The sequence below is a fragment of the Halorubrum sp. BV1 genome (assembly GCF_000746205.1).
GTDB lineage: Archaea > Halobacteriota > Halobacteria > Halobacteriales > Haloferacaceae > Halorubrum.
Genome location: NZ_JQKV01000005.1, coordinates 27,732 through 40,609, shown reverse-complemented (window position 1 = coordinate 40,609; position 12,878 = coordinate 27,732). Strand labels below are relative to the sequence as shown.

Here is a 12,878-nt window from a genome sequence, read left to right as displayed (position 1 = left end):
ATACCCACCCACAACAACACGGATTGTGAGTGAGGAGCGAGATATCTCGAGGATTCTCGAAATCCTTGACGACGACTATGCACGCGCGATCCTCGAGTCGACTCGCCGAAAACATCTGTCCGCCAAGGAACTCAGCGAAGAGTGTGACATGTCAGTCTCGACAGTTTCCAGACGGGTCAACACGTTACTGGAGTACGATCTGCTTATCGAGCGAACGCACGTTGATCCCGACGGTCATCATTACAGTGAATACGAAGCCCAACTCGACCGCGTCGAGGTCCAGCTCCTCGAATCAGGATTCGACGTCCGTATCGAACTTCGAGAAGACGCGCCCGACAGATTTGCTCGGTTGTGGAACACAATGAGGAACGAATAACCATGCACCCCGGACTCATCGTCGCAAAGCTCGTCACAATGGTTCTGGGATTCGTGATCGCCTATCAGGCCTATCGAGGGTACCGACGTAGCAACAGTCAATCGATGCTGTACCTCGCGGTCGGGTTCGCCATTATCAGCTTCGGCGCAATCGTCGAAGGAATCTTGTTCGACGTGGTTGGCCTGACCTTACATAATGCGGGAACGGTGGCAACAACCATCGTCGCGATTGGCATGCTTACGATCCTCTACGCTCTATACGGACGTGACCCGCAGAAACTGGAGGACTGACTAATGGTGGATACGACAACAGCCGTTCTCGTGGCCGTCCGCTTGGCTGTCCTTGGCCTCGGTATTCTGATCACGTACTACAGTTTCAAGGCGTATCGACGAACGAGGACGTACTATATGAGAAACGCTGCAATCGGATTCGGGATCATCACCCTCGGTGTGTTCATCGAAGGAGTACTGTTCGAGTTCGGGGGGCTCGATCTCGCTTTCGTCCATATCATCGAATCGGTCGCCATCGGTCTCGGATTCGTGGTGCTTCTCATCTCACTTCGCTGGTAGCTCGAGCCACGGCTATACTCCTCGAATGGTTAAAATGAGCTCATCTGAGTTCCGGAGATCCTGTTCGATCACACTTCCGAGGAGCCGTCGTGAAAGGCCGGATCGTCCGTGTGTTCCCATCACGACGAGGTCGTTCCCGTGTTGATCCAGTATTTCCTTATTGCCTGATGAGGAACGGCGTGAGTGATCTCAGCAACGACTAAAACATCGTCGGCAGCTGCCCGGGACTGGACATTTTCGACGACAGTCTCTCCGTTTTGCTCCAATACTTGCTGCAGTTTGTCCCACGTCCATTCCGGACGAGACGCGTAGGCACCTCTATCCACAATGTAGAGGGCATGAGGTGTCGGATCGTACGTCCGAGCCAAATCAAGAGCGTGAGTGACTGATGATCGTCGAGCCACGCCGCAAGGTCGCGGGCGTTCCCACTGTGTCGGTCCATCCGGATGGGGAGCGTCTTCGTTCCGCGAAGGACGAGGAAGCACGCGAACGGGTCCGGTGTCGCTCCCACGCTGTTCTGGTAGAACCCCAACTGCTCGTCCAAGCCTTCGTCGTCCGTGACCAAGGCGCCGCCGACGACATCGGAGTGACCGCCGAGGTACTTCGTCAACGAATGAGCGACGATATCTGCGCCTAACTCTAATGGGCGCTGGAGATACGGTGTCGCGAACGTGTTGTCCACGGTACAGAGAGCGCCGTACTCGTGTGCGATTTCGGCGATCTCCGCGATATCGACGACCTGCATAAGTGGATTCGTCGGCGTCGCGAGCCATACGACTTCCGTCGCCGAGGAGACCGCCTCTCGGTCTCGGTCACGTATGGTCTCATCGGGATGCTCGTCGGGGCCGTCTTCAACCGCCTAGCCGGGATGTGGCTGATGCTGATTCTCCCGATGCTCGATATCGGACTGTTTCAGGATCCGCTGTTTATTCAATCTGAACCTGATTGGTGGATGAAACTCTTTCCGGGCTATTGGCCAGTCCGTGTAATGGTCGATACCGGACTCACAACCGACGTAGATACGGCTCTCTCGTTGGTGTGGGCTACTGGATATCTTCTCCTCGTAGCCGTGCTCGCAATTGGTGTTTACTACCGAGCCACACAGGCGAGTTGATCACAAGAGAAATCAGTCATAAATAAAACAAAACAGGTCACGGGATCGTTCTGAAATCAAAGGTATCGGTGAGGGCGGTATTCTCTAATCCCCGAATCACTTGACCCCGGTGAGTTCACCCTCTCACGGTGGCAATCAGTTGGAGATGTCCTCATCAGTAGCATCTAATCGCTCACGGCGACGTCTATACTCCTCCTCGTCAATTTCGCCCCTGGCATAGCGGTTCTGGAGCGTTTTTCTGGCTGAGTCGTCGGTAGTCGATTGAGGAGATTTTTGGTTTCCAAGCCAGTAGAGCCCGCCACCGAGAACGCCCAGCATTCCGAGTACGCCACCAACAGCTGGTAGCCCTCCAACTCCACCTCCGTTGCGGCCACTCATCATTCCAGAACCACCTCGTCCCATCATTCCACCACCAGTATTCCCGCTTCCATCGCTGCTTGAGCCGTAGGCGACTGTACCCTGGTCAACAATCGCCTCACTCGATGGGACCTCTCCATCCGGGATTGAATCCTCCTCTGCCGGTCCGCCAGGACTGCCAACTACGATCCGTCCGACCATCCCAATCGACTTGTGCGGGATGCAGTAGTAATCATACGTCCCTGGCGTTTCGAACGTATATTCGAAGCTCCCGTCTGAGATCGTCCCACTATCGAAGGCGGAAGCGCCCTCCGGAATACGATCTGCGTACGCCGTAGCGGAATGTGCCCCCGCTGCGAGTTCAAATTGAACGGTTGTCCCGGGATCAACACGTAGGCCGATTGGGTCGAAGTAATTGTTTCCCATCTCCACGATGGGCGTCTCCTGTGCGTTCGCTGACTGAGCAAAGCCGGTGCTGGCGACTGCGCTGGCACCGACAATGCCTAAGAATTGACGTCGGCTGTGATGTGTCATGTGGTCTGTATCATTCGTCAGGGGGTAGCTACGCGCGATACTGGTGCGAAGACTTCGGACGTGGCTCACTCCGAACTTGTCGTTTGTTCCCATTACTACTCATAACCATATGCTGAATCGAGCACACCATTTCGATGTAACGGAACGATGCTGCCGAACGGTAGGTTTCGATACCCTCGAGTCGATCCGCAGGTGTTCAAACGGGTGAAACGCGGTTTAGGTAGTGGTCACTCTGATTGTTCGAGCTTTTCTCGTCGGGCTTCGAACTCTTCGTCCGTGAGATCGCCACGAGCGTACGCCAGACGTAACTCTTCCATCGCGGGATTATGAGACGTCTGTGTCTCGCTCATCCGCCGGAAGATGAGATATCCACCGCCCAGAAGCGCAAGGAGGAAGATGACCGGGACGAGCATCCCGATGAGGGGCCACCAACCACCTGTGGTACCGTACTGGCCCATCATTCCTCCGTATCCCATCATCCCACCGAACCCCATACCCATTGTGAGCAAGGGAAGGAGGATGAACGCTCCGAGGACGATGAGCAGTATCGTCGTCGTATCCAGTTGATCCGATGATGCCATCAGAGATCAGGCCTCCGATGCGGATCCGAACTCGTCAGTTACGGCTGCCAGTACGCGATCGAATCGTTCGCTGACCTCGGTCGCGACGGAGTCAAGCGCGTCGTTATCAGCGATCCCGACTAACTGTTCCGGGTCGACCGCACTCACCACGATGACGCCGTCATCGTTCTCGTAGACGATGACGTTACAGGGCAAGAGCGCACCGAGTTCAGTTTCTGCACTCAACCCTTCGTATGCCAGCGGAGGATTGCACGCACCGAGGATGCGATACTGGCGGAACTCCTCGCCGAGTTTCTCCTTGAGCGTCGCCTGAATGTCGATGTCACAGAGAACACCGAATCCCTCGTCTTTGAGCGCGGCATCCGTTGCGTCGACGACATCGTCGAACTCTCCATCAATCTTGGTTTGTATTGTGTAAACCATGTAATACTGTATCCTGTAAACGCACTTAAGCGTTCGGTCCCGTCGCCCCAACTGGCAGACGAGAATTTTTTCTCGACGATGCTCCTTCTATTTCGGTCATGGGCACTACTCGAGTTGCTTTCGTCGACGTTCGAACTCTTCATCGGAGAGTTCACCGCGAGCGTAACGCTCACGAAGAACCGAAAGCGGCCGACTATCACTCCTCTCAGAATCTCTGTTGAGGAGTGAGTAGACGAGATAGAGCGGGACGACGATTAGGAGCCCCATCCAAAGGAAGCTCCAGAGGCCCATTCCACCGCTGAAGACCCCCCAACCGCCGCTACCCATCATACCGCCGCCGTAGCCTCCACCACCGTGAGCCGCTGCGGTGCCCGTTGCTACAATCAACAGCGGAACCGCTAGTATTGCGATTCGACGAGTCGTCCGCCCGAGAGTGTTGGTGTAGTGTGTCATTGTGATCGTTGAGTCAGTAAGTCGAATATCTATCGTGTCAGACGAGGATCCGAACAGGGATCGTTAGCAGCCGTACCCCTGTCCGTTCATCCCCGTCGCGGTGTGATTGTCGTCCGCCATATCTTGGGCCATCTCGTCGACGGTCACGCCCATGTGCGCTTCCATCTCGTCAACGGCATTCGGGCCCATGTAGTCGGTCATGTGACCTTCCATCCAGGCCGCCCAGTCTGCTGCACTACCATCGGCTGGCGTCCCTTCAGCTGCCGTCTTGTTCCCCTGGATCGGTTCGTCACCGTGTGCGCTAACTACCGGGGCGGCAAACGCGAGTCCGACAATCGCGAGCGCCACGAGCAACCATCGTCCGAGGTTTCGGTTGGTCATTGTCTTTCGCCTCACGTAGTCATACGGTGGGTTCGGAGTTATCTTCGTGGGAATGAACTCAAACAGGAGAGCGTTCAAGAACGTCTATAACGCCATCTAAACGTTTTCTACTGACAGGATCGTTCATACCTGCCGAATTCGAGAGGATCAGAGGAATGGTGAGAGCAAAGGGGATCCGTCGAGACTGTTCACCTCATTGCGGCGATCCAGACAATAACCACGGTTCAGGCGGCGAGGGAGGCTCAGGTATTGCTAACCACGAACGAGATGGGTCAGTTCCCTCGGAACTGGTGATACTGCCTCGTGAGTGCCTGACGATGGTAGAGGATTCCAATCGTCACGAGAAACAGAATGGTCGCAATCTCGTAGCCATACGCACCAAGCAATAGCATCGTTGAAGAACCACTTAGTCCGCCTGCAAGTAGAACAGCAAACAACGGACTAACGCAGGCAGGACACGCTACAATCCCGACAATTCCTCCGACCGCCGACTGCGAGAAATCAAGCAACGCATCATAGACGAGATACGCCAGCGCGAACAGGCCAACCGCCTGATAAGGAATGAGCGAGACCGTGATCAGGTCACCTGTATAGATGAAGACCGGACTCCACCCCAAAGATCGACCCCACGTTATTCCGAAGCCGTTTGGTCCAGTGAGCTGTCCGAAATGAGAGGTGCTCGGTCCAAGTAATCCTGAAAAATAAAACATCACGATGAGGTATAGAGCAACGACAAGTGCGGCACCAAGACGATACACGCGACGTGTCGTCTCAGGTCGGGTGTGCCAGATCACCCAGAGTGAGGCGGTGAACCAAATGAACGGAAGGACGAAATGGGTCCACCGACTCCCCATATCTCCTGTGAAAAATGCATACACCAGCCCGGCAATCAACTGTGCGGCGAGGAGGAGATTCAGCCACGTGCTTGACTTGAGAAGTCGGCTCACATGATCGCTTTCGAGTGTTGCTTGTGGCATGATGGGGTAGTGTGTGTATGAAGTTCTAGGTTTGTTGGTTCTGTAGATCATCACTCGGATACACGCGATAGGTCCGACCCTGTCGTTCCCGATACAGCAGCCCGCGCTCCTCGAGTGAACTCACAGTCTGGCTCACTTTACTCTTCGAGAACTCAGATCGATCCCGAAGTTCGATCTGCGTGATTCCGGGGGAGTTCAAGACGGGTTCGAGGACGCGTCGTTCATCATCCGGTAAGAGATCGAGAACGCGTGCTTGTGGGTCCGATTCAGGATTGATAGACGTCGCCGGCGAGGCTTCATCGTCCCTCGACGTAGCCGTTGCCGATGTCTGTACGGAATCGACAGGCGTCGTTGTGTCAGCCACTTCTGGATCGGTGAGTTCTCCCCGGACCACGTAATAGACGGTACCGATAACGCCAGCGACTAGCAGGGTTCCAACCACGTACCAGAGGGGGTCTGTGCCGTGCATCGTCCCCATAGATGAACCCATCATCGACCCCATCGATTGCTCGATAGCCCGACGCTGTTGATAGGCTCGCCAACTGAGTACCCCGCCGGCCAGGAGAATGAACCCGACAAGTACACCGACGACAGTATCTGCTCGGCGGCGATTCATATGACGGCCCCGAGTTGCGAGATTTGACTATTCATACCGTTTATTTGGGTACAGTAGTTGTGACAATTGCGGATTGAAACTGTGATGATGAACCCCTTCACAGCGGATGGACCACAGTGCGATCATCAGTGGTCATGGTCGTGATCGTGGCTCGATATCTGCGGGCTTTGATCAGCAAATTCCGTGGGTTCTTCTTCGAACGTACGCTTGCATTTCTTTGAGCAAAAATAGTACGTCGTCCCATCATGGGATGCACTCGGGGCCTCATCGTCGGTTCGCATCCCGCACACTGGATCACGATACTGACCCGGTGCGCCGAGTCCGCGCCGGTAAACGTAGAGAAAGAATCCAGAGAGTGCGAAAGCGATAATATTGAGATAGAACGTGTAGTTGAGCTCGAAGTACGTCTGCTCGGTCGCCGTCTCCCCGCCTGCCAGGTCTGGAACGATACCCAGCGCGTCGAACAGCACCTCCATGAGGAAGCCGGTGAACGCCATCGTCACAAAAAAGACGCCGAGGATGTACAGCATGATCTTCCAGCCGTAGTACTTCCGGTAGACGTTCAGCACGGGAATCGTGATGAGGTCGGCGTAGACGAACGCGATGATCCCGGCGAAGCTGACGCCACCGCCCCACAGCGCGACCGCGAACGGGACGTTGCCCATACTGCCAACGAAACTGAGGACGGCGATGGTGACACCCATGATCGCGTTCTCCGCGGTCACGAGCAGCCCGTCGCCCTGGATGAACAGGGTGTTCCAGACCCACTGGGGGACGAAGACGATGACGAACCCAGAAATAAGGAAGCCAGCGACGATGTCCTTCCAGATCATCGACCACTCCTTGCGGTACTGATTCCCGACTTTGTACCAGCCCCCCCACGACAGCAACTCGTCACGCCACCCACCGCGACTCGACGTCTCCTGGCGATAGGTCTCCATACAGCCCTCCGAGCAGAATTTGAGCGTCTCACCGCCGTCGGTCATGAGCGTGTATTCGTCTTTGCCTTCCATCCCGCAGGTCGGGTCTTCGCTGACACCCGCCTCACGGTCGCGCTCGTTGAGCGTCTCCCGGACCTCTTCGAAGAGATTCTCGGGGAGCGTGAAGTGGACGATGACGGCCATCACAGCGATGAGGATGAGTCCACCGAGTAACTCTGCGACCAGGAACTCCCAACCAAGCAGAATCAGAATCATCAACCCAAGTTCGACGATGAGGTTGGTCGACGCGAACATGAACGCGAGGAAGTTCACCGCGTGCGCCCCCTTCTTGAACAGGCCCTTCCCGATGGCGACGGCGCCGAAACTGCAGCCACTGCTTGCTGCTCCGAACACAGTCGCCTTGGTAAGTCCAGTTAGATCTCCGTCACCCAGCTCCTGTGCCATCCGCTCCTTCGAGACGTAGACCTGGACCAGACTCGTGATCGTGAGGCCCATAATGATCGCCCACGCCGCCGTCCAGAGAAATCCGACACCGATACGGAGGGATTCAAGAACTCCGTCGATTATCGTCGCCTGCATAGTTGTATCATTGTAGGGATCATCTATTGCGGTTTTGATTAGAATATGCTGCCTATGAGGGTATCTGTACTATGGTATCCTAACCGTCGGCCATAGATGATCTATCGTGAAGAGGGAAAACCTTGCAAACCTCCACAAGCCCCGCGGAATCCGACCTCAGATTCAAAAGGAGAATCGGATTAAGTTACGCCGACGTATTAGAAGCTGATGGGGCCAGTAGAGACCGATGAGATCCCAAATGAGGGGGACACCACCTGGAGGACCAGCGTTCGCCGGCCTGCTCGGTTGTCCAGTATGGTAACTGTCACATCCACTTCCTAATTTACGATGGCTGTCGATCTGGCAATCCACGATACACTCGTTCTCACAGCCGACGAGCGGAACCGGCTGTACGAGCGCGGCACAGTATGCATCACCGATGGCTGTATCGAAGAAGTCCGGCCGTCACGTGCAGGAGACGGAGAAATAGAAGCGTCCACCGTTATCGACGGGAACGGGAAACTAGTGATGCCAGGATTGGTTAATGCTCACACGCACCTGGAGATGACGCCGCTCATCGGTGCGTTTAGCGAACTCAACCTGACAGAGATGCTTGGGAGTGGGACGACCTTGTTCAACAGACTAGGGAACGGCGACTTCGAGTATCTCGTCGAAGCGGGCGTCGAGCTCGCAGCGCTCAATTTCCTCCTGGGCGGTGTCACGACCGTGAACTCCATGGACGCACGGCCTGCCGGAGGTGCAGAGACGTTCGGGGAAGCAGGGCTCCGCGGATTTTTCGGCCCGGCGATCTCGGACCTCTTCTGGGACCAACCAGTCGATCAGCAGTTCGCTCGTGCTCGCGAATTCATCGAAACATACCACGACACGTACGAGGGCCGAATCAGGGCGACGATCTGCCCGCACGACGACTGGTCGTGTACCAGGCAGCTGTGGGAACGGACCGCATCCCTCGCCGCAGAGTACCCGGACCTGCTCGTCCACACGCACTTGCTCGAACTCGAGGAAAGTAACACGATGGCACGAGCGAACGGCGGCGAGGACTCGGTGGGGCTACTCGACGATGTTGGACTCCTGGACGATCGACTGGTCGCTGCTCACTTCCGCCTCGCCGACGAAGAGGACATCCAGCGAACCGCCGAGGCGGACGCGGCTGTTGCGCACTGCCCGTCCGTCTTCTGTTACTGGAATCCGGACGGGGAGACGCAGTGGACGCCCGTCCCCGAGCTTCGAGCCGCTGGTGTCGATGTCGGGGTAGGGATTGACGACCACTACTGGCACGACTCGTACAGCATGCTCGGTGAAGCGCGGCAAGCCCGTCTGGCGGCAAATCTCAAGCGTTCAGCCGGGCAGTTCGACTCGATGGAACTGATACGAATGCTCACTATTGAAGGCGCACGCGCGCTGGGGATGGGCGACGAGATCGGCAGTATCGAAGCGGGAAAGCGCGCGGATATTATCCTCCTCGACGCCGACAAACCGAAGTTCACGCCACGGACCAATATTCCTGCACAGGTCGTGAACAACGCGGTGCCGGCCGACGTCGAGACAGTGATCGTCGACGGCGACGTCGTCCTCCGGAATGGTGTGCCCGAGACAATGGACTCGGACGACGTGCGACAGCGAGCAAATCAGGCTGTCGAACGCTTCGAGGACGAGACGGGCTGGGAGTTACACGTCGGTGGTAGCGAACCGCCAACCAACATCGAGACTGTCCGGGACCTCCCAAAGCGTGGCCCTGCGCGACTCCTGACTCGCCTCGCGATTCAATCTGCGCGTGATCGGTTCCCATTCTAAGCGGGTGGCAAAGAACAGTCCACACCACCCTTCAGCGCGATAGACGGAGCAGCCGGTCTTGCAGTACGCTCTTCAAGGATTCGCCGACTATGTACAGCTATGCCCGGTAGACAGAGTGATTCCCCACTCAGTCGGGTGATTGGTCTCGTTGTCGCCGGCCTCGCTGTGGTGTTGCTGGTGTTGGATCAGACCACCGACCTGCCGGTTCCCTACGGATATATGGACGTGGCTTTAGGTTCCTGATCGGGGGTGTAGTGGCACTTCTGGTCGTGATTGTCCTGGGGTGGCAGTATCGTGATATTTTTTTAAGTAATTCGCTCGGGGAGCAACTCGCTTTTGCGCAATCAGTCGCGGGACTCGTACAGCTGTTGTCTCAGTTAGTTCTGAGTCGCTTCGCGATCGTCGCAATCTGATCAAGGAAAAATCCGAGATCGGCGTTCTCTTGGCTGGTGACTATCGGCGTCTCTCGAACGTATAGGTCCTCTTGGACGATTTGAAGCAGAAAATCGGCGACATCAGCCCGTGAAATCGGCCGGGCACTGGCATCAATATCGGCACCGTGGACGTATTCCCCGGTTCGCGGTGCGTCCGTCAACCCTCCGGGCCGTACGATCGTCCAGTCGAGGTCGCTTTGCATGACCAGTTCTTCTTGCCGTGCCTTGTCTGCCATCAGATCGTGGAGAGCGGTTGCGTTTACAATTCGGATATACCACGGAACGGTTTCAGAGCTCGAGCCGAGGCCCATCGACGTTAGCACGAGTAATCGGCTGACTGGCCGGTCATCCATCGCCTCGATAATGTTCCGAGTCCCCCGCGACACGACATCCGGTGGGTTATTCGGCGTTCGCCCAAGGAGACAAACCACGGCGTCTGTATGCTCGACTGTTTCAGAGACTGCCCCTGGCTCCAAGACATTTCCCTCGATAGCTGTGATCTGCTCACCTGGCGGGAGTTTAGCCTGGGTTCGGGTGAGGGCCCGAACGTCATAATCGGCTGCGAGCGCCTGCGTTATCAAACGTCGTCCTGTCCCGCCAGTCGCCCTGAATACAGCGAGTTTCATGAGAGTGAGCTGGTAAAGCGGTTATACAACCCAGCAAACAGGTAGGTGAATACACCAGTAATGACCACGGCTTCAAGGATTCCAGCGATAGTCCCAACGGGTGTCGGCGTGAAGAACAAATGCCACTGCTCCATCATCCCGACCCCACCTTCGTAGACTCCAATCGCCCCGAAGAGGCCGAGTAAAAGCATGATCACAGCTGCGACCGTAGCTGCTGCCACAGCAAATGGAAGTGGATCGAGACCCGGTGATACCCGACTGAATTCCGGGATCTCACGAACGCCGGTTTGCTCGGGTGGAGTGCTCATATGAGATACTACGAGCGGGTAATTCACTGAGTTTGTGGATACGATTCGAAACCGGCTACATCAAACTGCTACCCGCCAAAATATGATGACAAAAAAGCACCACGGCACGGGGTTTGACCCATTACTGAACCCTTCTCTTAGCACGATCCAGCCCGATGAGTCAGCGTGACAGCGCGAAGGCTCCCAGAATGAGATTGGATTCGAACGCAGAACTGTTGCAAAGCTGGGATGTCGAAAGTATTCCCGAGGTAGCCCACAAGAAGGTAAGACACAATCGCATTGAATAGGGAACTCGTATTGAGAACTGGAGACGCATTTCACGGAGGGAAAATATGTCTGACAAAACAGACGATACACGACTCATTACGATTGTTCTCATTATCATCGGTGCGTTCGTCCTCTTCCCGATGTTCTTCATGGGCTTCGGGATGATGGGAGTTGGCCCGATGATGGGTGGCACATGGGCGGCCATATGTGGGGAGACGGGACCATACCAACTTGGATGTTTATCGCCGGTATCATCATGCAGCTCCTTTTTTACCTGCCCTCGTCGGCGGTGCCTACCTCCTCTACCAGGCAATTACGGGAAGTGAGAGCGACTCAGACGACGTCACCGGTAGTAGCCAAATAAACGAACGACGGAACGAGAGTCCGGTACTTATACGCCGAACGTCGCGCGCAGCATGTCCCGCGTGCCCGGGCCGAGCCCGACCGCGAGCACCGTGATCAACAGCAGCAGCGTGTACCGCGGCGACTCCTCGTACATTTCCCCGTTGAACACCCAGACGACGAACGTCGCGGCCGCGAGCTTCACCAACAGAAACGGCCACGCGTCGCCGGTGACGGAGACGATCGACGCCGGCAGCAGCCGCCCGGTCCAGTCGACGATCAGCGCGTTGACGACGTGTTTCGGGACGAGGTTCGCGGTGCCGGTCAGGGCGGGCATCCAGTTGAGCCCGATCACGTTCGCGACGCCGTCGATCGCGTGCCCCCAGATGATCACGATCCCGGCCGCGCCGGTCCCCTGTCGGATCGTCGGAATCTGCCGGGTCGCCAGCGCCCACGTGCCCGCGGTCGCGGCCGTCGCGATGACGAGCGTGGGAACGAGCACCTGCGGATAGAAGGTGACGTAACCGGTCGTGGCCGCGAGATAGGACAGATACCCGACCGCGAGCGCGAGCCCCGCGGCGCCCGACGCGAACAGCGGCCGCGCGTAGTCGTCGACGACGCCACGGCGTTCGAGCCCGAACGCGGCGAGCACGCACGCGAGCGTGAACAGGAACACCGTGAAGTAGATGAACGGGCTGATCAGCACCGCACTCGCCGGGAACGCGATCAGCGGTTCGACGCCGGCCGCGGTCGCGGCGACGCCCGCGTCCTCGACCGTCCGCATCGCCCCGCCGAACAGCATGAACGGGAACAGCGCGTAGAAGAAGCGGAGCTCCGTGGCGATGTCGAGCCGGCGGAGGAGGAAGACGACGCCGATCAGCATCGCCAGCAGGATCACCACGTAGCTCACCGTCGAGAAGGTGGTGTACCCCGGGGCGGCAACGACCTCCCCGGCGCCCCGAGCCGCCTGACACGCCGCGGTGCTGCCAAGCAGCTCCGTCCCGCCGGCGTCGCGGACCGCGCACTGCGCGCCCTCGCCGTCCGCGACCACCGGCCCCCAGAAGTAGCGCCAGAGGAACTGGTCGTAGACGACGCGCGGGAAGACGACCGATCCGACCGCCAACAACGCCGTGACGCCGCCGACGACCGCCGCCCACGCGCGCTCCGGCGACGGGTCGAACCCGTCCGCCACACCTGTGCTCATGG

16 protein-coding genes and 1 pseudogene are annotated in these 12,878 nt (G+C 57.2%); 4 read left to right on the top strand and 13 right to left on the bottom strand.

Going from position 1 to position 12,878, the window contains the following annotated elements; genetic code table 11:
- Positions 1-25 precede the first annotated feature (25 nt).
- From EP28_RS08865 to EP28_RS08855, 3 genes are read left to right on the top strand one after another with little or no spacing between them, the layout of a single operon-like run.
- Positions 26-376 (top strand): ArsR/SmtB family transcription factor, encoded by a 351-nt coding sequence (locus EP28_RS08865; RefSeq protein WP_049983677.1) that lies wholly within the window; start codon positions 26-28, stop codon positions 374-376.
- Positions 377-378: 2 nt separating this feature from the next.
- On the top strand, positions 379-666 hold the full coding sequence (locus EP28_RS08860; RefSeq protein WP_049983676.1) for a DUF7521 family protein: 288 nt from the start codon (positions 379-381) through the stop codon (positions 664-666).
- Positions 667-669: 3 nt separating this feature from the next.
- On the top strand, positions 670-945 hold the full coding sequence (locus EP28_RS08855) for a DUF7521 family protein (protein WP_049983675.1): 276 nt from the start codon (positions 670-672) through the stop codon (positions 943-945).
- A 12-nt stretch (positions 946-957) separates the two neighbouring features.
- Here the strand turns inward: EP28_RS08855 and EP28_RS14755 are convergent, their stop codons facing one another.
- The 10 genes and pseudogenes from EP28_RS14755 to EP28_RS08825 all read right to left on the bottom strand — a co-directional run bounded on the left by EP28_RS14755 (position 958) and on the right by EP28_RS08825 (position 7,901).
- Positions 958-1,095: a universal stress protein gene (locus tag EP28_RS14755; RefSeq protein ID WP_394297601.1), complete on the bottom strand. Its 138-nt coding sequence runs from the start codon at positions 1,093-1,095 to the stop codon at positions 958-960.
- A gap of 208 nt (positions 1,096-1,303) precedes the next feature.
- Positions 1,304-1,774: pseudogene (locus EP28_RS08850) on the bottom strand (PLP-dependent transferase); the annotation flags it as partial.
- Positions 1,775-2,194: 420 nt separating this feature from the next.
- The gene (locus tag EP28_RS13750) at positions 2,195-3,043 is read right to left on the bottom strand and encodes a plastocyanin/azurin family copper-binding protein (RefSeq protein ID WP_230455295.1); all 849 of its coding nucleotides are present in this window, start codon (positions 3,041-3,043) and stop codon (positions 2,195-2,197) included.
- Positions 3,044-3,177: 134 nt separating this feature from the next.
- The gene (locus EP28_RS08840) at positions 3,178-3,531 is read right to left on the bottom strand and encodes an SHOCT domain-containing protein (RefSeq protein WP_049983674.1); all 354 of its coding nucleotides are present in this window, start codon (positions 3,529-3,531) and stop codon (positions 3,178-3,180) included.
- 6 nt (positions 3,532-3,537) lie between these two features.
- Positions 3,538-3,954, bottom strand: a complete 417-nt coding sequence (locus tag EP28_RS08835) for a DUF302 domain-containing protein (RefSeq protein WP_049983673.1) — start codon at positions 3,952-3,954, stop codon at positions 3,538-3,540.
- Between the two features lie 105 nt (positions 3,955-4,059).
- Positions 4,060-4,407 (bottom strand): SHOCT domain-containing protein, encoded by a 348-nt coding sequence (locus tag EP28_RS13745; RefSeq protein ID WP_049986201.1) that lies wholly within the window; start codon positions 4,405-4,407, stop codon positions 4,060-4,062.
- A gap of 63 nt (positions 4,408-4,470) precedes the next feature.
- Positions 4,471-4,788 (bottom strand): hypothetical protein, encoded by a 318-nt coding sequence (locus EP28_RS08830; protein ID WP_049983672.1) that lies wholly within the window; start codon positions 4,786-4,788, stop codon positions 4,471-4,473.
- Positions 4,789-5,060: 272 nt separating this feature from the next.
- Positions 5,061-5,765 (bottom strand): DUF7546 family protein, encoded by a 705-nt coding sequence (locus EP28_RS14130; RefSeq protein ID WP_147437804.1) that lies wholly within the window; start codon positions 5,763-5,765, stop codon positions 5,061-5,063.
- Between the two features lie 25 nt (positions 5,766-5,790).
- Positions 5,791-6,381 (bottom strand): helix-turn-helix transcriptional regulator, encoded by a 591-nt coding sequence (locus EP28_RS13740; RefSeq protein WP_080506109.1) that lies wholly within the window; start codon positions 6,379-6,381, stop codon positions 5,791-5,793.
- 125 nt (positions 6,382-6,506) lie between these two features.
- The gene (locus EP28_RS08825) at positions 6,507-7,901 is read right to left on the bottom strand and encodes a permease (protein ID WP_049983671.1); all 1,395 of its coding nucleotides are present in this window, start codon (positions 7,899-7,901) and stop codon (positions 6,507-6,509) included.
- Between the two features lie 327 nt (positions 7,902-8,228).
- On the opposite strand from EP28_RS08825, the gene EP28_RS08820 reads away from it, so the two are divergent.
- On the top strand, positions 8,229-9,695 hold the full coding sequence (locus tag EP28_RS08820) for an amidohydrolase family protein (RefSeq protein ID WP_049983670.1): 1,467 nt from the start codon (positions 8,229-8,231) through the stop codon (positions 9,693-9,695).
- A gap of 373 nt (positions 9,696-10,068) precedes the next feature.
- Here the strand turns inward: EP28_RS08820 and EP28_RS13730 are convergent, their stop codons facing one another.
- The 3 genes from EP28_RS13730 to EP28_RS08805 form a co-directional block, all read right to left on the bottom strand.
- Positions 10,069-10,755, bottom strand: a complete 687-nt coding sequence (locus tag EP28_RS13730; RefSeq protein ID WP_080506108.1) for an NAD(P)-dependent oxidoreductase — start codon at positions 10,753-10,755, stop codon at positions 10,069-10,071.
- Positions 10,752-11,063, bottom strand: a complete 312-nt coding sequence (locus tag EP28_RS14580; protein ID WP_230455292.1) for a hypothetical protein — start codon at positions 11,061-11,063, stop codon at positions 10,752-10,754. Before EP28_RS14580 ends, EP28_RS13730 begins: the two co-directional genes overlap by 4 nt.
- A 658-nt stretch (positions 11,064-11,721) precedes the next feature.
- A complete protein-coding gene (locus tag EP28_RS08805) occupies positions 11,722-12,876 on the bottom strand; it encodes a DUF63 family protein (protein WP_049983668.1) in 1,155 nt (384 codons plus the stop codon).
- Between the last annotated feature and the right edge of the window lie 2 nt (positions 12,877-12,878).